This window comes from Marinactinospora rubrisoli (genome assembly GCF_042664915.1).
Classification (GTDB): Bacteria; Actinomycetota; Actinomycetes; order Streptosporangiales; family Streptosporangiaceae; genus Marinitenerispora; species Marinitenerispora rubrisoli.
Genome location: NZ_JBHTBH010000015.1, coordinates 18,055 through 44,234 on the forward strand (window position 1 = coordinate 18,055; position 26,180 = coordinate 44,234).

General features: G+C 73.3%; 26 protein-coding genes and 1 pseudogene. 16 read left to right on the forward strand and 11 right to left on the reverse strand.

Going from position 1 to position 26,180, the window contains the following annotated elements; all coding sequences use genetic code 11:
- Positions 1-126: 126 nt before the first annotated feature.
- Positions 127-827 (forward strand): annotated as a pseudogene (locus ACFQRF_RS24950) (IS982 family transposase); the annotation flags it as partial.
- Positions 828-854: 27 nt separating this feature from the next.
- Here ACFQRF_RS24950 and ACFQRF_RS24955 read toward each other — a convergent pair.
- Positions 855-1,595 (reverse strand): dienelactone hydrolase family protein, encoded by a 741-nt coding sequence (locus tag ACFQRF_RS24955; protein ID WP_379873632.1) that lies wholly within the window; start codon positions 1,593-1,595, stop codon positions 855-857.
- 199 nt (positions 1,596-1,794) lie between these two features.
- Here ACFQRF_RS24955 and ACFQRF_RS24960 point away from each other — a divergent pair, with 199 nt between their 5' ends.
- Both ACFQRF_RS24960 and ACFQRF_RS24965 read left to right on the forward strand, forming a co-directional pair.
- The gene (locus ACFQRF_RS24960) at positions 1,795-2,763 is read left to right on the forward strand and encodes a hypothetical protein (RefSeq protein WP_379873633.1); all 969 of its coding nucleotides are present in this window, start codon (positions 1,795-1,797) and stop codon (positions 2,761-2,763) included.
- A gap of 910 nt (positions 2,764-3,673) precedes the next feature.
- Positions 3,674-4,168 carry a GNAT family N-acetyltransferase gene (locus ACFQRF_RS24965; RefSeq protein ID WP_379873634.1) on the forward strand — a complete coding sequence of 165 codons (495 nt, stop codon included), beginning with the start codon at positions 3,674-3,676 and terminating at the stop codon, positions 4,166-4,168.
- Positions 4,169-5,287: 1,119 nt separating this feature from the next.
- Here the strand turns inward: ACFQRF_RS24965 and ACFQRF_RS24970 are convergent.
- Together ACFQRF_RS24970 and ACFQRF_RS24975 are read right to left on the reverse strand one after the other, a co-directional pair.
- Positions 5,288-5,626, reverse strand: coding sequence for a hypothetical protein (locus ACFQRF_RS24970; RefSeq protein ID WP_379873635.1), 339 nt, complete (start codon positions 5,624-5,626; stop codon positions 5,288-5,290).
- Between the two features lie 305 nt (positions 5,627-5,931).
- On the reverse strand, positions 5,932-6,540 hold the full coding sequence (locus tag ACFQRF_RS24975) for a TetR/AcrR family transcriptional regulator (protein ID WP_379873636.1): 609 nt from the start codon (positions 6,538-6,540) through the stop codon (positions 5,932-5,934).
- A gap of 95 nt (positions 6,541-6,635) precedes the next feature.
- On the opposite strand from ACFQRF_RS24975, the gene ACFQRF_RS24980 reads away from it, so the two are divergent.
- On the forward strand, positions 6,636-7,382 hold the full coding sequence (locus tag ACFQRF_RS24980; protein WP_379873637.1) for an SDR family NAD(P)-dependent oxidoreductase: 747 nt from the start codon (positions 6,636-6,638) through the stop codon (positions 7,380-7,382).
- Between the two features lie 167 nt (positions 7,383-7,549).
- Here the strand turns inward: ACFQRF_RS24980 and ACFQRF_RS24985 are convergent, their stop codons facing one another.
- Positions 7,550-7,912 carry a hypothetical protein gene (locus ACFQRF_RS24985; protein ID WP_379873638.1) on the reverse strand — a complete coding sequence of 121 codons (363 nt, stop codon included), beginning with the start codon at positions 7,910-7,912 and terminating at the stop codon, positions 7,550-7,552.
- A gap of 687 nt (positions 7,913-8,599) precedes the next feature.
- Here ACFQRF_RS24985 and ACFQRF_RS24990 point away from each other — a divergent pair.
- From ACFQRF_RS24990 to ACFQRF_RS25010, 5 genes are all read left to right on the forward strand, one after another.
- Positions 8,600-9,598 carry a methyltransferase gene (locus ACFQRF_RS24990; RefSeq protein ID WP_379873639.1) on the forward strand — a complete coding sequence of 333 codons (999 nt, stop codon included), beginning with the start codon at positions 8,600-8,602 and terminating at the stop codon, positions 9,596-9,598.
- Between the two features lie 117 nt (positions 9,599-9,715).
- Positions 9,716-10,993 carry a sensor histidine kinase gene (locus ACFQRF_RS24995; RefSeq protein WP_379873640.1) on the forward strand — a complete coding sequence of 426 codons (1,278 nt, stop codon included), beginning with the start codon at positions 9,716-9,718 and terminating at the stop codon, positions 10,991-10,993.
- Positions 10,945-11,589: a response regulator gene (locus tag ACFQRF_RS25000; RefSeq protein WP_379873641.1), complete on the forward strand. Its 645-nt coding sequence runs from the start codon at positions 10,945-10,947 to the stop codon at positions 11,587-11,589. Before ACFQRF_RS24995 ends, ACFQRF_RS25000 begins: the two co-directional genes overlap by 49 nt.
- A 22-nt stretch (positions 11,590-11,611) precedes the next feature.
- Positions 11,612-12,397: an SDR family NAD(P)-dependent oxidoreductase gene (locus ACFQRF_RS25005; RefSeq protein ID WP_379873642.1), complete on the forward strand. Its 786-nt coding sequence runs from the start codon at positions 11,612-11,614 to the stop codon at positions 12,395-12,397.
- A 78-nt stretch (positions 12,398-12,475) separates the two neighbouring features.
- Complete coding sequence (locus ACFQRF_RS25010) at positions 12,476-13,531, forward strand: M14 family zinc carboxypeptidase (RefSeq protein ID WP_379873643.1); 1,056 nt, start codon at positions 12,476-12,478, stop codon at positions 13,529-13,531.
- A 10-nt stretch (positions 13,532-13,541) separates the two neighbouring features.
- On the opposite strand, the gene ACFQRF_RS25015 is transcribed toward ACFQRF_RS25010, so the two are convergent.
- Positions 13,542-14,834 carry a multidrug effflux MFS transporter gene (locus tag ACFQRF_RS25015; protein WP_379873644.1) on the reverse strand — a complete coding sequence of 431 codons (1,293 nt, stop codon included), beginning with the start codon at positions 14,832-14,834 and terminating at the stop codon, positions 13,542-13,544.
- A 279-nt stretch (positions 14,835-15,113) separates the two neighbouring features.
- On the opposite strand from ACFQRF_RS25015, the gene ACFQRF_RS25020 reads away from it, so the two are divergent.
- Positions 15,114-15,881, forward strand: a complete 768-nt coding sequence (locus ACFQRF_RS25020) for a HipA family kinase (protein ID WP_379873645.1) — start codon at positions 15,114-15,116, stop codon at positions 15,879-15,881.
- Positions 15,878-16,258 carry a DUF3037 domain-containing protein gene (locus ACFQRF_RS25025; protein ID WP_379873646.1) on the forward strand — a complete coding sequence of 127 codons (381 nt, stop codon included), beginning with the start codon at positions 15,878-15,880 and terminating at the stop codon, positions 16,256-16,258. Before ACFQRF_RS25020 ends, ACFQRF_RS25025 begins: the two co-directional genes overlap by 4 nt.
- Before the next feature lie 75 nt (positions 16,259-16,333).
- On the opposite strand, the gene ACFQRF_RS25030 is transcribed toward ACFQRF_RS25025, so the two are convergent.
- From ACFQRF_RS25030 to ACFQRF_RS25040, 3 genes are all read right to left on the reverse strand, one after another.
- Complete coding sequence (locus ACFQRF_RS25030; RefSeq protein WP_379873647.1) at positions 16,334-17,032, reverse strand: alpha/beta hydrolase; 699 nt, start codon at positions 17,030-17,032, stop codon at positions 16,334-16,336.
- 353 nt (positions 17,033-17,385) lie between these two features.
- Positions 17,386-17,886: a GNAT family N-acetyltransferase gene (locus ACFQRF_RS25035; protein WP_379873648.1), complete on the reverse strand. Its 501-nt coding sequence runs from the start codon at positions 17,884-17,886 to the stop codon at positions 17,386-17,388.
- A gap of 135 nt (positions 17,887-18,021) precedes the next feature.
- The gene (locus ACFQRF_RS25040; RefSeq protein ID WP_379873649.1) at positions 18,022-18,588 is read right to left on the reverse strand and encodes a TetR/AcrR family transcriptional regulator; all 567 of its coding nucleotides are present in this window, start codon (positions 18,586-18,588) and stop codon (positions 18,022-18,024) included.
- Positions 18,589-18,687: 99 nt separating this feature from the next.
- On the opposite strand from ACFQRF_RS25040, the gene ACFQRF_RS25045 reads away from it, so the two are divergent.
- From ACFQRF_RS25045 to ACFQRF_RS25055, 3 genes are all read left to right on the forward strand, one after another.
- Positions 18,688-19,611 (forward strand): NmrA/HSCARG family protein, encoded by a 924-nt coding sequence (locus ACFQRF_RS25045; protein ID WP_379873650.1) that lies wholly within the window; start codon positions 18,688-18,690, stop codon positions 19,609-19,611.
- Positions 19,612-19,785: 174 nt separating this feature from the next.
- Entirely contained in the window at positions 19,786-20,355 is a 570-nt protein-coding gene (locus ACFQRF_RS25050) for a GNAT family N-acetyltransferase (RefSeq protein WP_379873651.1), read from the forward strand.
- A gap of 267 nt (positions 20,356-20,622) precedes the next feature.
- On the forward strand, positions 20,623-21,126 hold the full coding sequence (locus ACFQRF_RS25055) for a cupin domain-containing protein (protein WP_379873652.1): 504 nt from the start codon (positions 20,623-20,625) through the stop codon (positions 21,124-21,126).
- A 47-nt stretch (positions 21,127-21,173) separates the two neighbouring features.
- Here the strand turns inward: ACFQRF_RS25055 and ACFQRF_RS25060 are convergent, their stop codons facing one another.
- The 3 genes from ACFQRF_RS25060 to ACFQRF_RS25070 form a co-directional block, all read right to left on the reverse strand.
- Complete coding sequence (locus ACFQRF_RS25060; RefSeq protein ID WP_379873653.1) at positions 21,174-21,659, reverse strand: MarR family winged helix-turn-helix transcriptional regulator; 486 nt, start codon at positions 21,657-21,659, stop codon at positions 21,174-21,176.
- Positions 21,660-22,391: 732 nt separating this feature from the next.
- Positions 22,392-22,928, reverse strand: a complete 537-nt coding sequence (locus ACFQRF_RS25065; RefSeq protein ID WP_379873654.1) for a hypothetical protein — start codon at positions 22,926-22,928, stop codon at positions 22,392-22,394.
- Between the two features lie 84 nt (positions 22,929-23,012).
- Positions 23,013-24,242, reverse strand: a complete 1,230-nt coding sequence (locus tag ACFQRF_RS25070) for a DUF5685 family protein (RefSeq protein ID WP_379873655.1) — start codon at positions 24,240-24,242, stop codon at positions 23,013-23,015.
- Positions 24,243-24,736: 494 nt separating this feature from the next.
- Here ACFQRF_RS25070 and erm point away from each other — a divergent pair, with 494 nt between their 5' ends.
- Both erm and ACFQRF_RS25080 read left to right on the forward strand, forming a co-directional pair.
- On the forward strand, positions 24,737-25,495 hold the full coding sequence (erm, locus tag ACFQRF_RS25075) for an ErmE/ErmH/ErmO/ErmR family 23S rRNA (adenine(2058)-N(6))-methyltransferase (RefSeq protein ID WP_379873656.1): 759 nt from the start codon (positions 24,737-24,739) through the stop codon (positions 25,493-25,495).
- A gap of 222 nt (positions 25,496-25,717) precedes the next feature.
- Entirely contained in the window at positions 25,718-25,924 is a 207-nt protein-coding gene (locus ACFQRF_RS25080) for a hypothetical protein (protein ID WP_379873657.1), read from the forward strand.
- Positions 25,925-26,180 lie beyond the last annotated feature (256 nt).

Here is a 26,180-nt window from a genome sequence, read left to right on the forward strand (position 1 = left end):
CTCCGATTCCGGACGGCCCGCGATCGAAGGGTTTCGAACCCGCCCTAGATCGTTGATGGGGAGATCTCTGAAGCAGCTGCGCCCATGACGAAGGGCGTCGAGGATCGGTGTGTGTGCAGACCGATCTCCAGGATCGGCCGCCTCTTCCCGTGCCTGCCCGGCCGGTCCGGATACGACCGCGGCCTGCGCGCCCTGGCCCCGGTACTGTTCACGGCCGCGATGTGGCCGGTCAGGGAGACTCCACCCGGCAGGAGAGGCTCAGGCTGATGGACGGCGCGCCGGTGCGCTGCGGGGCCTGCCGTGTGGCGGTGAACCGTTCGAACCTGGGCGAGAGCGCCGGATACGGGATGGAGAGGCCCCGCCGCGCCGTCTACCAGGGTGCCGAGCTCATGCTGATCAGCACCGCCGGAGGAGCCGTAACCGTGTTCGGCCTGGCCCGCCCCGAAGAGCTGGGCGAACGCGAGCGGGCCCCGCGTCTGCTGCACGCCGGCGCGTGCGCGCCGGGACCCTGCCCCATCGGGTGCGGCAAGGGGTTCGCCGGAGCCGGGATCGAAGGCGCGGCGGCGGGCCTGGGGCGTGTGCTGATCCGCCCGGCCCGCCATGACGGACCCGGTGCGGGTGGGTTTCCCGGGTGGCTGCGCCAGCGCGTCGGGGCGGTCATCTGGACTCTGAAGGACCGGCTCGGTCTGGAGCGTCACGCCGCGCGTATCACCGAGGGGTTGTGGGGTCGTACCGGCCGGCGCGTCCGCGCGCTGAACGCGGGGGTCTGGCGCGGCCGGCCGGTGTGCGCCCCGGTCGAGCGGTCATTGATCGCGTACGGCCACTGACCAGGGCACCTTTTTCCCGTCAACGATCTAGGCCTGCGCCGGGACCTGCGCCCCGGACTGCAAGGTCGCCCGGACGAACGCGAGCGTCGCCGGCCACGAGTCGCGCTTGGCCAGCCGGTTCGGCTCCCGCTCCTGCCGGGACGCGTCCATGAACCCGTGGTCGGCGCCCGGGTGCACCGACAGCAGCGTCGAGGCGCCCTCGCGCCGCAGCAGCGCCGCCGACAGCGCGTCGATCACCTCCCGCGGCACCAGGTGATCCCCGCCGGGGTAGACCACGCTGACCGGCGCGGTGATCCGCTCGGCCAGCGCCACCGCGTCCTCGGTCTGGTTCGGCGCCGGCTCGGCGAACACCGTGGGATGGTAGGCGACGCAGTTCGCGAGCCGGCCGTCGTGCGCCGCCAGCAGCAGCGCGAACCGCCCGCCCATGCACCAGCCCATCACCCCGACGCGGCGCAGCCCCATCCGGCCGGACATGTGGTCCAGCAGACGGCGCTGCTCGGCCCGCACCTCCGCGTCCACCAGGCCGCCCATGCGCTCAACGAGCTCCTGCAGCGACAGGTCGTCGTCGCTGTGCCCGTGCCACGGATCCCACACCACCGCCGTGACCCCCACCGCGGCCACGTCATCGGCGTACTCGCGCATCTGACGGCCGATGCCGGTCACCATCGGCAACAGCAGCATCCCCGCCCCCGTGGGAGCCCCCACCGGCCGCGCCACGTGGGCGGTGAGGTCTCCGACGCTGATTCGGTCCCGCTCGATGCTGGCCATCGGGTGAGTCCTTCCTGTCCGGGGCGGATTCGCGATGGGCGTCACGCGGATTCTGGCAGACAATCCGAGTAATCCCGCGGCAACTCTCCGCAGTTGTCCCGAACACGCCCAAGAAACGTGCGAGCTCGCCATCCTCCCGCCGCGAGCGGCTGAATGACCTTCGACCCCAGTCCGCAGCCCACGAACCGGAGGGAAACCCGTGCGCATCAGCCGCCGAACCACATGGCTGGCGGGCGTGTCCGCCGCCGCCCTCGTCCTGACCGTCCTGCCCGCCGCCCCGGCCGGAGCCGCCACCGCCCCCGCACACACCGTCAGCCGCTACCTGACGCTCACCGGCGCCGCGTCCGACACCCGCTCCGCCCGCGACGCCGGATGCGCCGAGGGCCGCACCGGCCGCAGCGGCGTGCGCGTCCTCTTCTACGGCACCCAGGAGGCCGGCAGCCGGCTCCGCCACCCCGGCACCACCGCCAGCAGCACCACCCCGCGAGTCCCGGTGGACGACGCCCGCGCCGTCGCCGCCGCCTGGGCCGCCGGATTCACCGACTGCCGCACCGGAGGCGCCACCGCCGAACTCGCCATGGGCGTCAACAACAAGTCCGACGGCGGCGTGGCCGGCGCCACCGCCGGCGCCGAGTGGGCGCGCGTCGTCTCCCGCACTGCCCAGCAGGTCGGCTCCGGCCCGGTCACCATCGTCGGCGCCGTGGACGCCGAACCCAGCTGGTCACCGCGGGCCTGGGCGCGCGACTGGGTCGACGCCTACACCGACGCCAACACCAGCACCCTCTACGCCGCGAACTCCGCCGACAGCTGCCCCACCTACGGCTCGACGGCGACCGCCTGCGCCAACGGCTGGTCACTGGGCGACGTGCACTACGTGGCCACCGGCGCAGCCCGCTCGATCCGCGCGATTCCGCAGATCTACCGCACCGACGGCATCCAGGCCCGCCAGTGGTCGGCGGTCAGCGCCTGGGGGGTCCGGCACGGCTCCGGGCCGGTACGGTTCGCCGGCGCCATGTCGCAGCGCAAGGCGTGCGAGCAGCGCGGCGGCTGCACCAACACCAACAACACGCCCACGGCCGCCTGGACCCAGCTGTACAACGAGCTGAACGCCCACTCCGAGACCGCCGTGCGCGAACTGCCCTTCTCGACCGACATGCGCTGGCCGTGACGCACCGGGTGGTTCCGCCCGTGACGGGCGGAACCACCCGCCGTCCCGCTCACGCCGGCAGGGCGCCCGCGGACTCCCCGGCATGGTCGCGACCCACGTGCATGTCGCACGTGCATGTCCCACAGGGCCCCGGCGAGGCCGCCGGGGGCCGGCGGATCCGGCTCCGCCTCCGTGACGCGCCCGATCCCCCCACCGCCCACCTGCCCGGTCACCAGGGCGTGGGCCGCGCCGCCGCCGATGAGCCCGCCCTCGGCGAGCGCCCCCGCGTACACCCCTTCGCCCGCCGGACCGGCGTGCAGGACGTGCACGTCGACGCGCAGGCCCGCCATCGCGATGCCCACGTTGCCCAGCGCCGCCACTGGCCCCCGGCCGACGCGCCCGGCCCGGCGAGCGCGCTCCCCGAACCACGGCCGCGCATGCCGGGCGGCACCGCGCGCACCGGTTCGATCGGCGCGGGCACGCCGGGTCCCGGCCTCCCCGGCGTGGTGGCGATGGCAGTCCGGCCGCACTTGCGCGCCGGGTTCGGCGACGTCGCCGTCCGGTCCGGCCGGGGTGCGGGCGAGCAGGGCGACGTTGTATCCCTCGCGTCCAAGCGCCGGGCGGCGAAGCGGCCGGGACCGGCGGGGGCGGCCAGGACCGTGGGAGCCATGGCGGAACCCCGCCTTTCCGGTGGGGCACCGGCGGCACCCGGCAACACCGAGTCGAGACGCACCTCGGGCTGCCGCGGGCGCCGCACGCCGGCGAACCCCCGAGACCCGCCCAAAGTCAAGGGTGGGCGGCCGCACACCACCCCGGCCCACCACGACCACCCGCCGACCACACCACCCGATACCGGCAAAACCTCCACAATAAGGGCGGGCATTGCCCCCGACCGGATCGGCCCCCACCGACGAAGGAGACTCCCCCGGCCATGAACACCGTGGACCTGCGCCCGGCCACACCGGACGACCTCGACTTCTGCTTCCGGCTGCACCAAGCCGCGATGGGCGACTACGTCGCCGCCGTGTGGGGCTGGGACGAGACCGCCCAGCGCGCCTACCACCGCGGCAAGTACCGCCCCCACCACTGGAAGATCATCACCGTCGACGGCACGGACGCCGGCGTCCTCGTCGTCGACCACCACGCGACCGAGGACTACCTCGGCCTGATCGAACTCCATCCCCGATACCAGGGCCGCGGCATCGGCGCCCGGATCCTGCGGTCTCTCCTCGACGCCGCAGCCCGGCGCGGCCACGACCTCGTCCTCGACGTCCTCGACGTCAATCCACGCGCCCGCGCCTTCTACCTGCGCCACGGTTTCCACGAGGAGGGACGGCACGGCGAGAACGGCCACAAGATCCGCATGCGCGCCCCGCTGCGGACGGCCACCACGACGGCCACCACCCCACCCCGGCCGGACCACTGAGAACCGCCCCCACGGCTCACGCGGCGCCCCCACCGCGCAGACGCGCCGCACCCCGCGAACGGCCACCTTAAACACGCAGGAAACGATCCCGAACACACACGCCACAACGGCCGCCGCAACGCCCCCGGCGGCGGCCCGGCGCGGTCCCGCGCCGGTAGGAGCGCGCGCCCCTGAAAGGCCGGACCGCACCCGGCGGGTGCCGCCCCGGCACGCCCGCCCCGTGCTCGGCCGGGCACGCCGAGCGGCGCCGTTCGCGACCTCGCCGACCGGAGACGCGGTGCCGCCCGCCACCGCGTCGCACCGGCGCGGTCCGCCGTCAGCGGGACCCGCCCCAAGCCTGTGGTGACCCGGTTACGCCCGGCGACGTCCCGGACGCCGTACCACCGGCGGCCCATGGCCGACTCGGCGGAGCCGGTGGTACGGCCTCCCGTTCCCTGGGCGGCCATGCTGGCCCGTCCCGTCCACAGGACCACGGCGATCACGGCCACGGCTTCGACCCGGCCGGCCCGCCCCGCCGCACGCCAGCTCGCCGCACGGGACCGGACACGCCCCGCCACGGCCACCCGTCCAGCCCAACGGCCACGGCACGCCCCGGGCGGGCGCGCGCTCCAGCGGCGGCGTGGCGCCGCCCGGAGGCGGGGCCACCTCGACGCCCCGAGCCCTTCACTGACCGGTCGCCGCGCGCCGCACGACACGCGCGGGTCCGGACACGGTCTCCGGGCCCTCGGAAGAACGGCCGCACCCACCGCCGGGACGCGGCCGTGGCGACGTCCCCCACGCGCTCGGAGCCCTCCCGGCGCCGGCGGCCGTCCGGTCGCGCCCGGGCGTGCGGTCACGAGCTTCGGCCAGCCCGGGGACGTGGGGGCGCCCCTCGCACCGCGCAGGGCGTCGTCCGGGTCGCCGACGACGCCCTGCGCCTCGCGGCCACACGGGGAGAGCACACTGCGCGCCGCGCATACCCCTGGGCCGCCGTTCCTGCTCGGCGCACCACCGGTGGGTGGCGGCCGGTCAGGGCGGGGGGAGGACCAGCGGCCGTCCCGCCCCGGCCAGGTCCTGCCCGGCCCCCGCCGGGCAGGACCGGCGGCGCACCGATCCCCGGCGCGCCCCTGGGGGCGGGTCTCAGGCGCCGAGCCCGCGCCGTGCCGGCGTCGACGGCGGCACGTGGCGTCCCGCCGAGGACCGGGCCGCGGCACCCCGGCCCGAGCCCAGCGCCTCCGCCACCCCCTGCGTCTCCGGCCCGGCCCCGGCGAGCCCCGTCTCCCGGGGCTTCCGATCCTGCAGGCCGCTCAGCTCCCCGTATCGCTCGCGGGCCCCCCGCTGCTGCGCTTCGTACGCCACGCGCAACGCCTCGGGCGCCCTCGGGGACGCGTCCAGCCGATCCAGGGTGCGCGCGTTCTCACCGATCAGATTGGCCAAACCGTCCATCTGCCGACGCACATCATCGATTTCGTTAGCCATTCTGGCATCATAGCCCGGTATCGATCGCCCGGCTACGCCTGCTGGTCACACCCGACCTCCCCCGCGTCCCGCGCCATAGGACACCCGCCCACCGCCCCGGCCCGCTCACCTCGACCGCCCCCGGCCACACCCGGAGTCCCCGCCCGCCCGAGCCGCACGAGGATCGGCACAGTGGACGCCCCGAAGCGATGGGGCGCCGGCCGGGTTCCTGACGGACGCGCAGGCCGCCGCCTACCCGGCGGATCGCGCGGCGCGCCGCAGGCGCCGGCCGCGGAAGTGTTCCGTCTTGCGCTGTCAGACGGTTCTCAGGAGAGCGGCCAGCCACGTAGCGCGGCGTCAGCCGTCGCCTGGAGTTCCGCGCGGCTGACACCGCTCGCGGCTTGCACGGCGATGCCGAAGGCCAGGGTGGTGACGTAGCGGGCCAGGAGCGCCGGATCCGCTTGCGGAGGCAGGTCGCCGTCGTCGACGGCCTGCTCGAATCGCCGCCGGAGGCGGGAGCAGCCGTCGTTCCGCCAGGTGGCGAGGAGGTCACGGACCGCCTGTCCGGAGTCGCTGGCGGCCAGGGCGCTCTGGACGCCCATGCAGCCTCGGGGGCGGGCCGGCCCAGTGGTGGTCCGGACGGTGCCGGCCAGGATGGCGGTGGCGGTGCCCAGGGCGGTCGGTTCCCTGAGGGCACGGTCCAGGTACGCGCTCGGGCCTTCGGTGTAGCGCTCCAGGGCCCTGCGGAACAGTTCCTCCTTGTTGCCGAAGGCCGTGTACATGCTGGTCGTGGAGATGCCCATCGCGGCTGTCAAGGTGGCCAGGCTGGCGCCCTCGTAACCGTGCTCCCAGAAGACCAGCATGGCGCGCTCAAGTGCCTCGTCGGTGTCGAATCCCCGGGGGCGGCCGACGGAGCGGCTCTGTTCGGTTCCCATCCTCCGCAGGCTACCCCTTTCCGCATCGACCGGTACAGAAATGGTAGGTTCGATTTCCGCAACGATCGATGCGGAAATATGGGGAGGTCAGCGCCATGGGACTGCTGGAAGGAAAGACCGCTCTCGTCACCGGGGCCGGCACCGGGATCGGCCTGGCCAGCGCCGTGCGGCTGGCGGCCGAGGGAGCGCACGTGTTCATCACCGGCCGGCGCGAGACAGAACTCCAAGCGGCCGCCGAAACGATCGGCTCGGCGACCGCCGTCGTCGGCGACGTCGCGAACCCGGCCGACCTGGACCGCCTCTACCAGGCCGTCCGAGACCGTGGGCAGGGACTGGACGTCCTGTTCGCCAACGCCTCCGTCGCAGCGTTCATGCCGCTGGAGCAGATCACCGAAGAGCACTTCGACACGCTCTTCGGCATCAACGTCCGGGGCACACTGTTCACCGTCCAAAAGGCGCTGCCGCTGCTCAACGACGGCGCCTCGGTGATCCTGAACGGCTCCACCAACGTCGACGCCGGCGACGAGGCGTTCGGCGTGTACGCTGCCTCCAAGGCCGCCACCCGGTCCTTCGCCCGGACCTGGGCCAATGAACTCAAGGGCCGCGGCATCCGGGTCAACGCCGTCACGCCCGGCCCGACCGACACCCCCGGCCTGTCGGGACTCGCTCCCGACCCGGAGCAGTCCGCCCACCTGCGGCGGCACCTGGCGGCGCAGGTACCGCTGGGCCGGCTCGCACGCCCGGAAGAGATCGCCGCCGCCGTGGCCTTCCTCGCCTCCGAGCAGAGCAGCTTCATCACCGGTTCGAGCCTGTACGTCGACGGCGGCCTGAACCAGATCTGAACCCGACAGCGGCCCCGGCCCGGCCGAGCACGTTCCAACGGGCGGGCCGGAGAGCCCCGAGCCGCCCGGCCGAGCGCACGAACACCGATCCCCCGCGGCACGCGGACGGGGGGCGATGCCGACGAAGGAGTCGTTGAAAAACTCGTCCGGACGCCGGCGGCATCCCGTCAGCCGGACCGCCCGGCACCGCAGCGGCCCCGGCCCAGCAGGCCCCTCATGCGGTCGGTGCCATCCGCCGGGATGTGCCCGATCAGCATCGACCGCAGCGGCTCGGCCAGCCGCCTGCCGTGCACTCCGGTCCATTCGAAAGATCCGAAGAGTTCGGCCGCGCCGTCGAGCTGGGCCGGGCTCGGCGAGCCGGTGGCGAGCGCGGTGACGACGAGACCGGGGTCCTCGGCGAGCAGCTGCTCACGGACCGCCTTGTCGGACCGCCTCAGGCCGCCGGTGGGCTCCCTGCCGGAAACCCCGGCCCATGCCGGCAGGACGCGGATCCGCTCGATCCCGTCGGGATGGACATCTTGGACGAGCACGGCAAGCCGGGCCTCGGCACCGCCGAATCGCCCTGACCAGGCTGAGAACTCCGCCGCCGGCGCCGCCTGGAGCCAACGCAGCCGGCGCCGCTCCTCCTCAACCTCTCTCGCTCTGGTCAGGCCCCGCTCCGCAAGCCACTCGGCGAGCGCCGCACCGTCCTCAAGCCCGGCATCGCCGTCACCGCCCCCTCGAAGACCGGACCGGTGGTGCAGCGTCCAGAGGGCGATCAGCTCGCCCTGACGTCGTGAACCGTGATCGCCGGCCCCCCTTGCACCGGCACGAGTCGCCGATGCGGCCATCCACAACGGCCGGCACCCGGGCCACGTCCGCGATCTCAGCACCCGTCACCACGATCCGCGCCTTGCCGACGCAGCCCACCCCGTCAGAAGCCCCCCGGTGATCACGGCGCCCAGCGCGCCGTCGTCGGAGCGCCCCTCAATCACGCCCACCGCTCCCTCGCGGCTCACGCCGCAACGATATCGGCGCCGATCCGGACACGGCCCACAGATACCAACGGGCCGACTCCAGCGAACCCCCACCGGGCAGGCCGCCCGACAACCCCTCAGAGCCGTCACCGACCCCGGCACGACACGCGCCGCAGCAGCCCCTGCCCACCCGCGCCCCCACATGGCCGCACCCGGCCACACCCTTGCATCCCGCACCCCCCGGCGCGCCTACCATCGGGCGTGACCTCCACCGACACCCTCCTGCGCCTGCTCACCGCCCCCTGGCTCACCCGCGCCGTCCACGCCGCCGTCCGCGCCGGCGTCTTCGACGAACTCCACACCACCCCCCACACCCCCGCCACCCTCGCCACCACACTCGGCCTCCACCCCGACCCCCTGCACCGGCTCCTGCGCACCGCCGCCGACCTCGGCCTCCTCCACGAACACCCCGACGGCACCTACACCCCCACCCCCACCGGCGAACTCCTCGCCGCCGACACCCCCGGCAGCCTCCGCCCCCTCGCCCTCTTCTACGACTCCGAACCCCTACGCCGCGCCTGGGACCACCTCGACCACACCCTCCACACCGCCACCCCCGCCGACGAACACGCCCACGGCACCGCCTTCTACCAGCACACCGCCACCGACCCCCACCACCACGAACTCTTCACCGCCGCCATGGCCGCCGGCAGCACCGCCGCACACGCCCTCGCCGACACCCTCGACTTCACCGCCACCCGCAGCATCACCGACATCGGCGGCGGCAACGGCGCACTCCTCGCCGCCCTCCTCGACCGCCACCCCCACCTCACCGCCGTCCTCCTCGACCTCCCCCACGTCCTCAACACCCCCCACCCGGCACTCACCCCCCACCTCGACACCGGACGCTGCACCACCGCCCCCGGCGACTTCTTCACCCACATCCCCGCCGGCTCCGACACCTACCTGCTCTGCCGCGTCCTCCACAACTGGACCGACGACCAATGCCACCGCATCCTCACCCACTGCCGCGCCGCCCTCGGCGAAACCGGCCGCCTCCTCATCATCGAACGCGTCATCAACCCCGACACCGACCCCACCCTCCCCCTCGCCTTCGACATGCACATGATGGCCATCACCGGCGGACGCGAACGCACCACCGCCCACTACACCGCCCTCCTCCACCCCCACCACCTCCACCTCACCGCCGCCACCCCCCTGCCCGCCGGCCTCACCGCCCTGACCGCCACCCCCCACTGACCCCACACCCCACCTGACCAGCAACTCCCCCACCCAAAGTGGACACAGCACCACCGCACCACCCACTCCGGCACGGCACAATAAAAGGCCACAGGACACTCCCCCGAAAGGAAGCCCGTGGCCCGCATCGAGGACTACCACACCGGACGCATCCGGCTCGTGGGCTGGTCACTGGCCTTCACCGGACTCGCCATCACCGGCCTGCTCCTCGTCCTCCTCTTCCTCCTCTCCGGCATCCTCACCGCCATCTGGCTCGGCATCCCTTTCCTCGCCCTGTCCACCACCCTCATCCGCGGCCACGCCAACGCCCACCGCACCCTCCTCCGCCGCTGGCTCGGCCACCCCATCCCCACCCCCTACCGGCCACTGCCCACCGACCTGCCCACCCGCGTCGGCGTCATCCTCACCGACCCCGCCACCTGGCGCGACCTCGCCTGGCTCCTCCTCAACGGCACCCTCGTCCTCCCCCTCACCCTCCTGCCCGCCGCCCTCTTCGCCGAAGGCGTCCACAGCCTCCTCGTCCCCTACTACTGGCAATACGTCCCCGCCGACTTCGACATGTGGGTCAACGCCGTCCACGTCACCGACCAGGCCACCGCCTTCTGGACCATCCCCCAGGGCATCCTCCTCCTCATCCTCTACTGGACCCTCAGCCCCACCCTCCTGCGCGGCTACGCCCACACCGCCCGCTGGCTCCTCGCCCCCACCGAGAAATCCCGCCTCGCCGCCCGCGTCGAACACCTCGCCACCTCACGCGCCGACACCGTCGACGCCCAGGCATCCGAAGTCCGCCGCATCGAACGCGACCTCCACGACGGCGCCCAAGCCCGCCTCGTCGCCCTCGGCATGAGCCTCGGCATGGCCGAACAACTCCTCACCCGCGACCCACAATCCGCCCAGCGCATGCTCGCCGAAGCCCGCGAATCCACCCACCAGGCCCTCACCGAGATCCGCACCCTCGTCCGCGGCATCCACCCGCCCGTCCTCGTCGAACGCGGACTCGACGGCGCCGTCCGCGCACTCGCCGTCACCCAGCACCTCCCCGTCACCGTCGACATCGACCTCCCCGGCCGCCCCGCCGACCCCGTCGAATCCGCCGCCTACTTCGCCATCGCCGAACTCCTCACCAACGCCGCCAAACACGCCCAAGCCAACCGCGCCTGGGTCCGCATCAACCACGGCCACGGCCGCCTCGTCATCGTCGTCGGCGACGACGGCAACGGCGGAGCCACCACCACCAACGGCACCGGACTAACCGGAATCCGCCGCCGCCTCGCCGCCTTCGACGGCACCATCACCATCGCCAGCCCGCCCGGCGGGCCCACCATCGCCACCATGGAGCTGCCGTGCGCGTTGTCATCGCCGAAGACCTCGCCCTCCTCCGCGACGGACTGATCCGGCTGCTCCAAGCCCACGACTACGACGTCGTCGCCGCCGTCGAAACCGGCCCCGAACTCCTCGACGCCCTCCTCCACCACCGGCCCGACGTCGCCGTCGTCGACGTCCGCCTCCCACCCACCTTCACCGACGAAGGACTCCAGGCCGCCATCACCGCCCGCGCCAAAATCCCCGGCCTGCCCATCCTCGTCCTCTCCCAGCACGTCGAACAGCTCTACGCCCGCGAACTCCTCTCCGACAGCCGCGGAGCCGTCGGCTACCTCCTCAAAGACCGCGTCTTCGACGTCACCCAATTCGTCGAAGCCGTCCAGCGCGTCGCCGCCGGCGGCACCGCCATGGACCCCGAAGTCATCGCCCAGCTCCTCGCCAAACACACCGACGCCAGCCCACTCGCCGCCCTCACCGCCCGCGAACGCGAAGTCCTCGGCGAAATGGCCGAAGGCCGCTCCAACTCCGCCATCGCCGGCCGCCTCTACATCACCGAGAAAGCCGTCAGCAAGCACATCAACAACATCTTCGCCAAACTCGGCCTCCCACCCTCCGCCGACGACAGCCGCCGCGTCCTCGCCGTCCTCGCCTACCTCAACGGCTGACCCCACCCGGACAAGGACCCGCATGACCCGCGCCTACGTCATCACCGGCGCCGCCCAAGGCATCGGCCGCGCCCTCACCGAACACCTCCTCACCCACCCCCACACCACCGTCACCATCCTCGACCGCCACCCCGACACCCTCACCTGGACCCACCACCACCCCGCCCACACCCGCATCCACACCATCACCGGCGACGCCGCCGACCCCGCCACCGCCCAACGCGCCGCCGACCTCGCCGCCACCACCGGCACCCTCACCGGCTGGGTCAACAACGCCGCCGTCTTCCGCGACGCCTCACCCCACACCACCCCCGCCGCCGACCTCATCAACCTCATCGGAGCCAACCTCAACCCCACCGTCACCGGCGCCACCACCGCCATCCGCCACTACCTCACCCACCACACCCCCGGCGCCATCGTCAACATCTCCTCCCACCAGGCCAGCCGCCCCGTCCCCGGCTGCCTCCCCTACGCCACCGCCAAAGCCGCCATCGAAGGACTCACCCGCGCCCTCGCCGTCGAATACGGCCCCCACGGCATCCGCGTCAACACCGTCGCCCTCGGCTCCATCGCCACCGAGCGCTACACCCGCCTCCTCGACCACCACCCCGACGACGCCCCCCACATCCGCGACCAGATGCGCCGGCTGCACCCCCTCGGCCGCATCGGCACCACCCACGAAGCCGCCACCGCCATCGCCCACCTGCTCTCCGACGACGCCGCCTACATCACCGGCGCCACCATCCCCGTCGACGGCGGCCGCTCCGTCCTCGGCCACGACCCCGAAACCCCCGCCCACCCCCAGTAACCACCCGCCCCCGCCCGTCATCCACAGCCGCGAACCACCCCTTGTGGCGCCACACGACCCCCGTGCACACTGAGCCCCATGATCCCCAAGTGGCGACTCCCCCTCAGCGTCCTGTCCGCGATCGCGATCACCCTCGGCGCCCCCACCCTCACCCCCACCGCCCACGCCGACACCCTCACCGCCCCCGCACCCACCAACCGCCACCTCGACCCCCGCCCCGACACCGCCGAACTCACCCGAGCCCTCACCCAGCTCCAGCAACGCTCCAACGGCGCCATCACCATCGCCGAAATCGGCCGCTCCAACGAAGACCGCCCCGTCTGGTCCGCCCGCGTCGGCCACGGCCCCCTCCGGCTGCTCTACATCACCCAGCAGCACGGCAACGAACCCCTCGGCACCCCCGCCGCCCTCGAATTCCTCCGCCAGACCGGCATCGGCAACACCCCCTGGCAGCGCCGCCTCCGCTCCCAGATCACCGTCGACATCATCGTCCGCGCCAACCCCGACGGCTCCGAACGCGACTGGCGCTACAACTACGCCCCCGACGCCCAACCCGAATACGGCAACCCCGGCCAGGGCTACGACATCAACCGCTACCACGACCCCGACGTCGCCCCCGACGACAACCCCGCCACCGAAGCCGGCCACATCCAACGCCACCACGCCGACTTCGACCCCCACATCACCGTCGACTACCACATGCAGGGCCGCTACATCGACGACAACGGCGACGAGATCACCGCCTCACTCCTGTGGCCCACCCACCCCGACGTCACCACCGACGCCACCACCCTCTCCCAGCAGGTCACCGTCACCGCCCACCGCGCCATGACCCGCGCCGGCGGCAACGTCAGCCTCTACCCCGGCGGCGACTACCGCGGAATCGCCCGGAACGCCTACGGCATCCTCGGCAACGGCAGCGTCCTCATCGAACTCAGCGCCATGGGCCCCCAGCACGAACAGACCCAGATCCGCTCCGCCCTCGCCTCCATGACCGCCATCGCCACCACCGCCGCCAACGGCGACCTCGACGACATCGACCCCGCCGACGCCGACGCCGAAACCATCCCGCCCCGCGGCGAACCCATCCCCGGCACCCGCACCCTCGCCACCACCGCCGACGACCTCGACTGACCACCCGCGGCTAAGCCACCGAACGAGCGTGGCCGCGCGCCATCACCACCACGAACACCACCGCCGCGGCCACGCTCGCCCCCAGCATCACCACCGCCATACTCACCAACGACGCCGACCCCGACCCCGTCAGCCCAGCCAGCACCGCCAAACCGCCGCCCACCGCGAACTGCAGCGTCCCCAACAGCGCCGACCCCGTCCCCGCCAGCGACACCGGCTGACTCGACACCGCCAGCGTCGTCGCATTCGGCGACACGAACCCCGTGCACACCATCATCACGAACAGCGCACCCATCACCGGCACCAGCGACGCGTGCCCGCTCAGCCCCAGCACCAGCAGCGCCCCCACCGACACCACCGACCCCAGCAACCCCGCCAGCAGACGGCGCGACAACTCCATCCGCCCGATCAGCCACGCGTTCGCCTGCGTCCCGAGCACCATCCCCACCGTGTTCACCCCGAACACCAACGCGAACTCCTGCGCACTCGCCCCCAACTCCTCCTGCGACACAAAGGAGAACGCCGACACATAGGTGAACGTCATCGCGAAATTCAGCCCCAACGTCACCGCCGGACCCAAGAACCGCCCATCACGCACCAGACCACCGAACGACCGGCCCAGCGCCACAACGTCCAGACCCCGCCGCCGCCCCACCGGCAACGTCTCCGGCAACGCCACCAGCACCAGCACGAACCCCAACGCGCCCGCCGCCGCCAGCACACCGAACAACAACTGCCACGGCCCCAGCAACAGCAACTGGCCCCCCAGAACCGGCCCCAGCATCGGCGCCAGCCCCACCACCAGCATCAACCGCGAGAAGAACCGCGCCGCCGCATCCCCCTCGAACAGGTCACGCACCACCGCCCGCGACACCACCGCCCCGGCCGCGCCCGCAACCCCCTGCACGAACCGCAACACCACCAGCGCACCCGCCGACGGCGCCACCGCGCACAACACCGACGCCACCGTGAACACGCCGATCCCCACCAGCAACGGGGGCCGCCGCCCCCACACGTCACTGAGCGGCCCCACCACCAGCTGCCCCAGCGCCATGCCCACCATCACCGACGTCAACGTCAACTGGATCCCCGACTCCGAAGCACCCAGATCCGCCGCGATCTGCGGAAACGCCGGCAGATACAGGTCCGTCGCCAACGGCCCCACCGCCGACAGCGCACCCAGCACGAACACCAACAACGCCACCGCACGGCGCGACCGCGGCAGCTCCGCCACCACGGCCCCGGTCGGGCCGCCACGCACCCGGCGCGACCACCGGACACGGCTCGGCAAGGCCTGCGTCATCACCACTCCCACAGCAGAACCGGAAACAGGGAAACAACGGGAAAAGGCACTCCGCATCACGAGCGCGAAGGCGAGCGGCCCGAAGAGGCACACCCCGCCTGCAACACCCGCACCCCGTCCCCGAAATCCACCACCGCCTGCTATCCGCACGTGACGTGCGCAACCCCCACAAAACACCAGGCAACGGCCACGAAACCCCCAACGTGACCCGCACCACGGCCACCCCCGGCAACCTCCACCCCCACCAGCCGCCCGACACCCCCACCCCGCCACTCCCCTATGCTGGTCCGCGTGCTCCCAGAGGTAACGGCCACCCGCTACGTGCTCCCCCTCCGCGAAGGCGGCTCACTCCCCGGCCTCGTCGAAGCCGACGACCTCGGCATGTACGTGGTCAAATTCATCGGAGCCGGCCAAGGCCGCAAAACCCTCATCGCCGAAGTCATCACCGGCGAACTCGGCCGCCGCCTCGGCCTCCCCGTCCCCGACCTCGCACTCGTCCAGTTCGACCCCGTCATCGGCCGCGCCGAACCCGACCCCGAGGTCCAGGAACTCCTCAAAGCCAGCGGCGGACTCAACCTCGGCATGGACTACCTGCCCGGAGCCCTCGGCTTCGACCCCGGCACCTCCCCCATCGACCCCACCCTCGCCGGCCGCATCCTCTGGCTCGACGCACTCACCAACAACGTCGACCGCACCTGGCGCAACCCCAACATGCTCCTCTGGCACGGCGCCCCCTACCTCATCGACCACGGGGCGACCCTCATCTTCCACCACAACTGGCCCGGCGCCACCAACGCCCGCACCCGCCCCTACGACGCCACCGACCACGCCCTCGCCACCGCCCACCCCGACCTCGCCACCGCCGACGCCGCGCTCGCCCCCCTCATCACCCCCGACCTCCTCCACGAGGTCACCGCCCTCGTCCCCGACGAATGGCTCGTGGACGAACCCGGCTTCACCGGCCCCGACGACGTCCGCGACGCCTACACCGCCCACCTGCTCGCGCGCGCCACCCACCGCACCTGGCTCCCGGAGGTCGCGCAGTGACCCGCGCCCCCTTCGAATACGCACTGATCCGCGTCATCCCCCGCCTGGAACGCGGCGAGCAACTCAACGCCGGAGTCATCCTCTACTGCCAGTCCCGCGACTACCTCGCCGCGCAGTGCCACCTGGACACCGACCGCCTGCACGCCCTCGACCCCGACGCCGACGTCCCCGGCATCCGGCGCGCCCTGCGCACCATCGAAGGCGTCTGCTCCGCCGACCGCACCGCCGGACCCGCCGCCCGCCAGGACCCCGGCCGCCGGTTCCGCTGGCTCACCGCCCCACGCAGCACCATCGTGCAACCCGGCCCCGTCCACACCGGCCTCACCCACGATCCCGGCACCGAGATCCGCCGCCTGCTCGACCTGCTCGTCCGGTGACACCGGCCGCCGCCGACCGGCGGAGCGGCGAGCCGCCCAGCATCCGCAGGCGCCGGCGCTCCTCTGCACCGCCCCTCAGTGCCGGCGGTGGAAGGGAGCGAAGCGGCGAGCGCCACCGGGAAATGCGTCCCGCCAGCCCAGCACGGCACCCGTGAACGCCACCGCCACCGCGTTCCACCGCCGCACCCGCAGCATCGGATGGCCGTCCAGGTCCACCGGCAGGTAGCTCGCACTCGCCGCCACCGCTCGTGCCCGGCGCAGATACGCCCGCGCCTCCGCCGGCGGAGTGTGCAGGTCGAACACCCCGTTCGCCACCAGCAGATGCCGGCCGCGGAGCTGCGCCACCGGCTCGCCGCGCGGCAGCCACGGCGCCAGCCCGAGCACCCCCCGCACCCCGTCCTCCCCGGCCGCCCGGACCACCGCCCGCCCACCCAGCGAATGCCCCGCCAGCACGACGGGCACCGCACCGAACCGCCGCCGGACGTCACCCAGCGCGGCCCGGACGTCCACCACCGGATCCGCCGCCGCATTCCAGCCGCGCACGCGCAGCCGCAACCGCAGCACGGCCAGCCCGCGCCCCCGCCCGGCCCGGGCCAGCGCCCACGCGAACGGCACCATGCGCAGCACGGCCGGCTCCCACATCCAGGTTCCGCCGGTGCTGTTCTCCAGGCCGCCGTGCACGAGCAACACCACGGCCCGCACATCACGGCACGCGCCGTGCAGCGTCAGCCACGGCCCCGCCGTCCGCACCGCCCACGTGCGTGCACCGCTCATCCCGGCCCCCGCTTCCCACGCGCCCCCGCCGTAAAAGTGACTACCTCAGGTATAACGGCAGGTCAGCACGGGGGCCGCACAAAGCCGACTGTGGAGGGCTTTGTGCGGCCCTATGGAAGGTCGTGCGGCGTAGCCGCGCGATTTTTCTTTGCGGTCGATTGTTTTGAGAAACGTTCTGCCATTTTTACAGCGTAGATCTATAGATGTTCGCCGGAGGTGCGGTTCCGACGCGCACACCACCGGAAGAAACTCCGCGCCCGGACCCCAGGGGCGCCGGCGCCCGATCCGGCATGCTGTGCGATGGCCTCACTACGCCGTCTCTTCCACGAGTGGCGGCCGAGGAACAAGCCACTTCACCCCAGCGGCTTCTCGTAGCGCATGACCGGATGCCAGGCCGCTCCGGGGCCGAAGGCGACCCGGCCGCGCCGCCGATATCCATATCGCTCGTAGTAGCCCCGCAGCCTGAGGTTCGTGGCCACGCAGTCCAGGCGCACCGCTTGATGTCCCGTCAGCGCCGCGGTGTCCTCCGCCCATGCCAGCAGGCGACTCCCCCAGCCCTGACCGACGGCGTTGCGGGCGGCCATGAGCCCGTGCACGTACCGCGCCCGCACCGGTCCCGGGTCGGGCCAGATGAGGGGGTCCTGGGACAGCAGCCGGACGGCGGCCACCAGGCCGACGTCCTGCACCACCCACCACTGCCCCTGGTCGATCTGTTCCCGGATGCGCTCCGGAGGGACCTCTCCCGGCTCCCACTGAACGATCCCGTTGCGCTGCTGCCATACCGCACAGGCATCGCGCAGGTCGGCGATGGCCGCGGCGTGGCCCCGGTCGGCCCGGACCGGTGTCGGCTTCATGCCCCTCCCCCAGCTCCTGATGCGACTGCCCGCCGCACAGCCGGCGGGCACTCCTACATGGTGGAACGGGACGCCCCGTGCCGACGATCGAAGCGGCGCTGCACTCCTCCCCGGCCCCCGCCCACGGCCCCTGGTTCAGCCCTGCGGGCTCAGTCCCGCGACCGTGAGCCGCAACAGGCGCTCCGACGCGGCAGCAGGGTCGGGGTGGTGCTCCGTGGCCAGGGCCAGACCGACGGCCAGCGTGATCAGGTCGGCGACGGTGACCTCCGCGGCCACGGCGCCGTCCCGGACGGCGCGGTGGAGCAGCGGGCCCGCCGCTACTTCCAGCGCTGCCGCGCAGGAGTTCCCGTGCACCGGGTCGGCGCCCGCGCCGTCGTAGGCGAGCGCGGCCGCCAGCCCGCGGGCGGTGACGCAGTAGGCGACGAGGTCGCCCAGCCATTCCAGGAGTGCGGCTCGGCTGTCGTCCGTGCCGGCCAGCTCGCGCGCGCGGGCGTGCAGCGCGTCGATCCGCTTCCGGGAGACCGCCTCCAGCAGGGCATGGCGGGTGGGGAAGTGCCGGCGCACGGTCGCCGAGCCGACCTGCGCCGTCCGGGCGATCTGTTCCAGGGATGCGCCGGCGCCGTGGGCGGCCACCTCCTCCTCGGCCACGGCGAGGATGCGCGCGTAGTTGCGCCTGGCGTCCGCGCGACGGATCTCGGGCACGGCGTCACCTCCGGGTTTGCTAAACGGCGGGCCCCGCCATATCGTACCCGTACAGAAACGGTGGCCCCCGCCGTTTTACCGGAACGCCCGAGGAGCACCATGTCCGACGTCCCCGCGCCCGTCCTGGTCACCGGCGCCACCGGCCGGCAGGGCGGGGCGACCGCCCGTGCCCTGCTCGCGGCGGGCGTGCCCGTCCGCGCCCTCGTGCGCGACCCCGCCACCGACCGGGCCAGAGCCGTCGCGGCGCTCGGCGCCGAACTCGTCACCGGCGACCTGCACGACCGCGAGTCCGTGATCCGGGCCGCCGACGGCGTCCGCGCCGTCTTCTCCGTGCAGATGCCCGCCTTCACCGCCGACGGCCCCGACTTCGACGGCGAGGTGGCCCAGGGCGTCAACCTCGTCGAGGGCGCCAAGGCCGCCGGAGTACCGCAGTTCGTGCACACCTCCGTCTCCGGGGCGGGTCAGCACACCGGGACGCCCGGCTGGGCGGAAGGCCGCTGGGAGTTCCTGCGGCCGACCATGAGCGCCAAGGCCGCGATCCAGGACCGGGTCCGCGAGGCCGGCTTTGCGCACTGGACGCTTCTGAAGCCGGGCTTCTTCATGGACAACTTCCTGCCGTCCCTCAGGTACCTGTTCCCGCGCGGCATCGAGGGCGGCCTGGTGACCCCGCTGCGGCCGGAGACCCGGCTGTCCCTGGTCGCCGTGAGCGACATCGGCACGGCCGCCGCCGCGGCCATCGCCGCGCCCGAGCGGTTCGACGGGGTCGAGCTGGAATTGGCGAGCGACTACCTGTCGATGACCGAGATCGCGGAGATCCTCTCCCGCACCCTGGGCAGGGACCTGCCCGCCCCCGACATGACGGAGGAGCAGGCCGTCGCCGTCGGCATGCCGGCGATGGGCCGCTCGCACCTGTGGCTGAACGCGGCCGGCCAGCCGGCCCGCCCGCACTACGCCAGGGACCTCGGAATCCCGCTCACCACCTTCGAGGAATGGGCGCGGACGCACATGCGCAGCGACGCCTGAGGCGGCCGAGCGCGGCCGGCCCCGCTCCCCCGATGGGCACGCACCCGGCCGACGGTCCCGGCGAAGACGGCCACGTCACCGGCATGACGTGCGGCCGACGGACGTGCTTCGCCCACCTCCCCGACCCGGCACCGTCAGCGCGGCCGTCGACCGCACTGGTGGGAGGATCAAGCCGTGCCGTACACCGTCCGCGAGTACGCGCCGGCCGACGAGCCTTCATGGCTGCGTTGCCGCGTGCTGTCCTTCCTGTCCACCGCCTACTTCGATGACGTCAAGCGCGCCAAGCCCGTGATCCCCTCTCCCCGGCTGGAACTGGTCGCGATCGACGCCGCCGGCACCGTGGTCGCCATCATGGACACCACCATCACCGGCGACCTGGCGACCATCGACACCGCCGCCGTCCACCCCGACCACCAGCGCCGCGGTCTGGGACGGCGGCTGCTCGACCGCACCCGTGCCGCGGCCCGCCAGCGTGGGGCGCGCCTGCTGGACGCGTGGACCCGCGACGACGCCGCCACACTCTCCTGGTACCGCGCGATGGGCTTCGCCGAGAGCGATCACTACCTGCACGTCTACGCCGACAGCCACCACGACGGCGAGGCGTCCGTCCGCGCGGCGGTGCCGGCGCGGCACGGGTTGCGTCCCATCGCGGCGTTCCTGCATGCGAACCTGCGGGACGAGGAACGCCTCCGGGGCGAGTTCGCCCGCGTGCACGTCTGCCGCCGGTTCACCTTGCCGCTCTGAGACCGAGGCCGGCCGCGCACCGGCGGACGTCCACCGGTGACGTGCTTCTCCGGCGCCGTACCCCGCTCGTCGCCGCGGTGGACCGAAATCGGAGCCGCGACCGTGAAGTCGGGTACCGCTCCTCCATGCCGTAGTAGCGCAGCCGCCGCAGGACGACCAGCAGGACGTGGCCTTGTGCGCTCCGGAATTCCCGAATATTATTTGCCTGCGCAGGCAAATTCTGTTTGTGCAGGCAACTATCGACTAACAGTCGAGGAGTGCAGCCCTATGGACGTCAAGGACGGCGGCCAGCGCCCGTTCGGAGGGCCCGTCGTATCACTGCCCGACAAGGTGGAGCGCTACGGCTACTACAACACCGAATTCGAAGTGTTCCTCAGGTCAGAGCTGACCGGCGGCCAGTACTTCATGATCCGCCAGCGGAGGATGCGGGCCGAGGACGCACCGCCCTTCCACCTGCACACCCGCGAAGACGAGATCTGGATCGTCAACAGCGGAAGATTCCGCTTCTGGATCGGAGGTGAGTCCCTGGCGACCGCGACCACGTACGACGTCGGGCCGGGAGGCGTCGTCTACGGGCCGCGCAACGTGCCGCACACCTTCCAGAGCATCGACGGCGCCGGAGACGTCTCCCTCCTGTGGAACCCCGCTGCCGCCCAGAGCTACTTCCTGGGAGTCGGTGAGGCCGAGACGCGGGAAGATTTCGAGCATCTCGACCGTCTCGAGGCCGTCGGCGTGCGCGTACTGGACCGGGCTCCGGTCAACGGCGCGTGATCCGGACCGGCGAGCGGACCGAGCAGACCAACCGGCCCGCTCGCCGGTCACACCGAACCGCTACGGAGGGGTTCCGTCCCGGATTCGTCCGCCGTGTCGAGGTCGAGGCGGGCCCAGACCTCGGCGAGGCCGCGGAGGTGGTCGTCATCGAGTCGGCTGAAGAAGAACCGGCGCAGGTCGCTGTGATGCTGGCGCCGCGCCCGGCGTATCAGGGCCTGCCCCCGATCCGTCAGGGTCACGACGAAGCCGCGGCCGTCAACGGCCGACCTCCGCCGCTCGACCAGCCCACGGCCCTCCAGGCGGTCGGCGAGACGAGTGAACCCGCCGCTGGACATGAGGTGGCGCTGGGCCAGGACGGACATGCGCATACCGTCCGGCCCCGCCTCGTGAAGCAGGCTCAGCACGCTGTACTCCGCCATGCTCACGTCCAGCGGGGCGAGCCCGGCCGCCAGCGCGCGCCAGATCCGGTCGTGAGTCAGAAGGAATCCGCGCCAAGCTTCCTGTTCAAGGTCCGTCAGACCGTCGCTCGCCATGGCGGAACGGTATCCGGATCATGCCCGCGCGACCAACCCGCTCCTGCGGACGGATTCTCATGCTCGGGTGCGCGGCGGCGTCCCGGCCGGGACGTTACGGCGGCGAGGTGGGTCCGCGGGCCCGCCCGGAAGGGCGAGCGCGGACGCACCCGAGCCCGGTGCGCGGTCCGGCCGGTCAGCGGCGCCGTGAAGTCCCCAACCCACCGGAAGCCGTTCTTCTGGTAGCAGGCGATGGCCAGGGTGTTGCCGGCCGGCACGCCGCCCCACAGGACGGTCCTGCTCCAGCCCAGCCGGCGCACCACCCCGGTGACGAGTGGCAAGGCCCGTGTCGCCGCCTCGCGGCCCTGATGGCCGCCGGCCGGCCAGTGTGGGGCCCGAACCGGCAATCCGTGGGCTCGTCCAGGCGGATCCCCGCCGTGCGGTAGCGGACGGCGTCCGCCGTGGGCGGGGAGAGACCGGGCCCGGGCGCCGCGAGACCGTAACCGTCGAAGTGCGCTGAACCGCCGGGGGCGGGGCGACAGCCGCGCGAGGAAACCCGGCGAGCCCGCCCGGCCGGGCGCCCCTCGTTCGTTCCCGCAGTGGCCGCGCCCTGGGGAAGGCGGGCGGCGTAGCCGCTCGAATCGGTTGTTCAGGTCGTTTCAGGGAGTTCGGTGGAACACAACACCGTCTTTATATCGTAGATTTTCGTGAAAACGAGGTGTGCTGGGAGCCCGCCCCCCGAGCGCCCGGGGCTCAGGCGGCCCGAGTCACGTCCAGGGCGTGCTGTGCGGTGTCCGGTCCCGGCCAGCTCGACTCCGCCCGGCTGTCGGCGCCCAGGGCGGAGAGCAGCGAGACCGCGCCGTCCAGGACCGGGGCCAGCTGCCCGGCGAGGCCGTTCACGCCCTCCAGGCCGGGGAGCCGGTCGAGCCGCTCCAGGACGCCGTCGATCCGGCCGTGGGTGTCCGTGGCGCCGGCCTCCTCCCCCGACTCGTTCGCACGGTCCGGCCGTTCGTCCATGCCGAATCGGCCGTCGAGTTGCGACGTGTCGAGCCGCCTCGTCGTGCCGACGCCGAACCATCCCATGTCGTGGACGGTCTCGCCGTCGGGCACCTCCGCGAGGACGCGGAACCCGCCCTCCGCCCATTCCCCGACCCCCGGGACCGCCCCGAGGCCATCCGCGACCGTGTTGAGCGGACCGTCGACGAAGGTTCCGAAGAACTCGTCTCCGGCTTCGCCGGCGATGCCGCGAGCCGCGTTCTTCCCCAAGCCCTTGAACAGTGACCCGATCATCAGGACCGACCTCCTCGGTGTGTCGTCATGCTCCACACCGGCCCGGGAGCCGTCCGGACCGGCACGTCCCGCAGAGCGGGACGGCTACCCTCCGCAGTCGCACCCGCAGTCGCAGTCGTCACACCCGCGGCAGCACCGGCCGCAGTTGCCGCAGCCCTCGCACGTCTGACCGCACGCGTCGCAGGCGTCCTGGCACCAGTCGACCCACGCGTCGTTGCGCTCACCCGACCACGGCCCCGGGTGCGGGTCGCGGCAGCAGAACTGGCAGGTGCAGCACATGAACAGCGCGACGCCGCAGCCGGCGATCGGGCCGCGCCGTTTGGGCGGATTATGGATCTTCGGCGTCTCACAGTTGCAGGTACAGCAGCAGCCGCCCTGCTCACGGTCCGCCCACCGGCGGCGCCGGCGGCCGGCTCCCCCGCTGCCGGGCGGGTGCGGCGGTGGGCCACCGGCCGGGTGCCCGGCCGCGGCGAAGGTGTGCCGCACCGAACGCGGCAGTTCGTGGGCGAGCAGCGCGTGCACGAGCCGGCCGTCGGTGAACTCGACGTCGGCGAGCGCGAGCCGGATGCCGTGCACCGCGTCGTCGCAGAGCCGGCGCACCCGCTCGGCGGAGGTCCCGGTCGCGGTGATCGGGTTCCACGCGCCGCTCGCGGCGTCGGCTCGCTGGTCCTCCACGGCGTCCAGCAGGTGGGCGATCCGGCCGAAGAGCCGCCCCGCCTCGCGCAGCGGCGCCTCGTTGCCGGGCCGGGCGGCGAGGACCGCGGTATGCCCGAACGCCTGCGCGGTGGCCAGCTCGGTCGGCTCGGTGACGGCGAGGATGTCGCCGCCGGGCACGCTGGCCGCCTCGACCTCGCGCTGGCGCTCGGGCACCGTGAGCAGCGCTCCCCCGTCGAACCCGAGGTCGGCGCCGGTACGGCCCGCCCGGCGCGCCCACCGCCCGGCCACGCGGCGCGCCGCCCCGCGCAGGGGCGGGGAAGCGTACCCGCCGTCGCCGTCGGCGATGTGGTCCGCGACCTTGGCCGAGGCGAGGGCCAGCGACACCGTGGCCGCCAGGCGCGCGCCGTCCCCCTGCGCGACCTCGGCGCGCCGCAGGCCGCGCAGCGCGCACGGGCCCGCGGTCCGTGTCCCGGCCCCGGGGGCGCCCTGCGCGGTGACGAGGGCGGAGACCACGAGACCGTCGTAGTTCGTGGCGAGGCGGGCCAGCTGGCCGTGGTCGTCGCGCAGCGCCAGGCACATGCCGCACAGGTGGGACATCCAGGCGGCGGCGAGGTCCCCCGGCAGGGTGTGCCGGCAGGGACGGAGGATTCCGAACACGGGAGGAGCTCTCTCCAGCGGTGATCACGGACGCGGACCGCTGATTCGATGCGGTGCCGCCGCGCCCGGTTCCGGCGGGCGCGAAAATCCGTTGCCGGTGTTTCCGCCTGGTGGCTACAGTTCCCGGTGCGATGAGTGCTTGTTCTGCCGCGACAGCGGCGATGTGCGCGATCCCCGGCTTCGGGTCCATGACCCGGCGGGGCGCCTGCCACCTGCGCCGGCCGCGCCTCCGCCCGAGGCGCCCGGCGCTGACGGGGCGCGTGCGGGGCTGACCGCGGTCGGTCCGCCGTCCCAGCGATCCGGGTCCAGAAGCGTCCTTCGACCATTCGGGCGGACCGCGCACTCCTTCTTCTCGGCACCGCGCCGCGGTGTCTCCGACGTGCCGCCGCGCGGTGCTCCGCGCTGTCCGCCCGCCGTCCGCCGCCCGCTCCGGGCGGCAGGAATCGGACATCGCTGTGGCTCACCATCGCCGAAACGGGCGCGCCCGCGCCCGCATGCGTCTCTCGCAGAACTTCCTCACCGACCCCGTCGTGGCCCGCCGCGTGGTGCGCGTCTCCGGTGTCGGCCCCGGCGACCACGTCCTGGAGGTGGGGGCCGGGGAGGGCATGCTGACCCGGCCGCTCGCCGCGACGTGCGGGCGGCTCGTCGGCTACGAGCTCGACCCGAGGCTCGCCGCCCGGCTGGCCGCGCGCTTCCGCGACCGCGCCGACGTGCGGATCGTGCACGGGGACTTCCTCGCCGCGGCGCCGCCCCGCGGGCCGTTCGCCGTGGTCAGCAACATCCCGTACGCCATCACGTCGCGCATCGTCGACTGGTGCCTGGACGCGCCGGGGCTCACCTCGGCGACGCTGCTCACCCAGCTGGAGTACGCGCGCAAGCGTGCCGGCGGGTTCGGCCGGTGGAGCCGGCTGACGGTGCGCACCTGGCCGGCGTTCGCCTGGTCGATGGCCGGCCGGGTGCCGCGTGACCGGTTCCACCCGATCCCGCGCACCGACTCGGGGATCCTGCGGTTGCGGCGGCGTGCCGAGCCGCTGCTCCCGGCGGCGTCGATGCGGGCGTACCGGCGGCTGGTGGACCTCGGCTTCACCGGGGTGGGCGGTTCGCTGTTCGCGTCGCTGCGCCGGGAGCACCCCGCCGGCACGCTCGCGGCGGCGTTCCGGGCCGCCGGACTGCCGAAGGACGTGGTGGTCGCTCACGTGCATCCCGACCACTGGGTCACGTTGTTCGCGGTACTGCACGGGATCGACCGGTAGGCGGCTCGGGGCGGCGTCCGGGTGAACGGGCGCCGCCCCGTCCGCCACGGGGTCCCCGTCCCGCACGGCGCGGCCCCGGCCGACACGCTTCCGCGGCGGCCGGGGCCGGGCGGGTCGGCGAAGTCTTGACGAAACCCGCAGGTTGGGGTGCGGGCCCGCGGGAAGTTGGGCGGGGGTGCCCGCCGCACCGTGCGGCGGGCGTTTTCACGTCAGGGGGTTTTCATGCGCGTGCGCAACGTTGTGGTCGTGGGGCTCGTGGCCGCCGCGGCGGTGATCGGCGGCGCCGGGAGCGCCGGCGCCGCCATCGAGTCGGAGCTGGCCCAGCTCCAGACCGAGCATCCCGAGCTGGCCGCCCACCACCCGGAGTTCGGTGGGGCGGCCTTCAAGAACCTGCCCAGCGACGTTCGGAACACGTCCGAGTGGTGGTAGCCCCGGCGGGCGGTCCGTGACCTCGCTCGTGTGGGGGGACGGTCACACGCTGTCAGGCACGGACGCCCCGGGAGGCGCCGTCGAGGCCCGCTCCGCGCGACGCGCGGGGCGGGCCGCTTCCGTTGCGGGCCGCCTCCGCGGAGCGCCGTTTCCTCCCGTCCGGCGGCGGGGCGCCGCCGGTTCGCCGCCGGGCGGCCGGACATGTCGGCGGAGCCCGCGATACTGGAGCGCGTTCGGCGGAGCTGCGGGGACGAGG

Excerpts from the sequence above, each read along its gene's own strand:
- ACFQRF_RS25035 (WP_379873648.1), bottom strand. The coding sequence starts at position 17,886 with ATGAAGCCGACACCGGTCCGGGCCGACCGGGGCCACGCCGCGGCCATC.
- ACFQRF_RS25005 (WP_379873642.1), top strand. The coding sequence starts at position 11,612 with ATGACCCGCGCCTACGTCATCACCGGCGCCGCCCAAGGCATCGGCCGC.
- ACFQRF_RS25065 (WP_379873654.1), bottom strand. The coding sequence starts at position 22,928 with ATGATCGGGTCACTGTTCAAGGGCTTGGGGAAGAACGCGGCTCGCGGC.
- ACFQRF_RS24980 (WP_379873637.1), top strand. The coding sequence starts at position 6,636 with ATGGGACTGCTGGAAGGAAAGACCGCTCTCGTCACCGGGGCCGGCACC.
- ACFQRF_RS25045 (WP_379873650.1), top strand. The coding sequence starts at position 18,688 with ATGTCCGACGTCCCCGCGCCCGTCCTGGTCACCGGCGCCACCGGCCGG.
- ACFQRF_RS24955 (WP_379873632.1), bottom strand. The coding sequence starts at position 1,595 with ATGGCCAGCATCGAGCGGGACCGAATCAGCGTCGGAGACCTCACCGCC.
- ACFQRF_RS25055 (WP_379873652.1), top strand. The coding sequence starts at position 20,623 with ATGGACGTCAAGGACGGCGGCCAGCGCCCGTTCGGAGGGCCCGTCGTA.
- ACFQRF_RS25030 (WP_379873647.1), bottom strand. The coding sequence starts at position 17,032 with ATGAGCGGTGCACGCACGTGGGCGGTGCGGACGGCGGGGCCGTGGCTG.
- ACFQRF_RS24970 (WP_379873635.1), bottom strand. The coding sequence starts at position 5,626 with ATGGCTAACGAAATCGATGATGTGCGTCGGCAGATGGACGGTTTGGCC.
- erm (WP_379873656.1), top strand. The coding sequence starts at position 24,737 with ATGCGTCTCTCGCAGAACTTCCTCACCGACCCCGTCGTGGCCCGCCGC.
- ACFQRF_RS24965 (WP_379873634.1), top strand. The coding sequence starts at position 3,674 with ATGAACACCGTGGACCTGCGCCCGGCCACACCGGACGACCTCGACTTC.
- ACFQRF_RS25020 (WP_379873645.1), top strand. The coding sequence starts at position 15,114 with ATGCTGGTCCGCGTGCTCCCAGAGGTAACGGCCACCCGCTACGTGCTC.
- ACFQRF_RS25060 (WP_379873653.1), bottom strand. The coding sequence starts at position 21,659 with ATGGCGAGCGACGGTCTGACGGACCTTGAACAGGAAGCTTGGCGCGGA.
- ACFQRF_RS25080 (WP_379873657.1), top strand. The coding sequence starts at position 25,718 with ATGCGCGTGCGCAACGTTGTGGTCGTGGGGCTCGTGGCCGCCGCGGCG.
- ACFQRF_RS25015 (WP_379873644.1), bottom strand. The coding sequence starts at position 14,834 with ATGACGCAGGCCTTGCCGAGCCGTGTCCGGTGGTCGCGCCGGGTGCGT.
- ACFQRF_RS24975 (WP_379873636.1), bottom strand. The coding sequence starts at position 6,540 with ATGGGAACCGAACAGAGCCGCTCCGTCGGCCGCCCCCGGGGATTCGAC.
- ACFQRF_RS25010 (WP_379873643.1), top strand. The coding sequence starts at position 12,476 with ATGATCCCCAAGTGGCGACTCCCCCTCAGCGTCCTGTCCGCGATCGCG.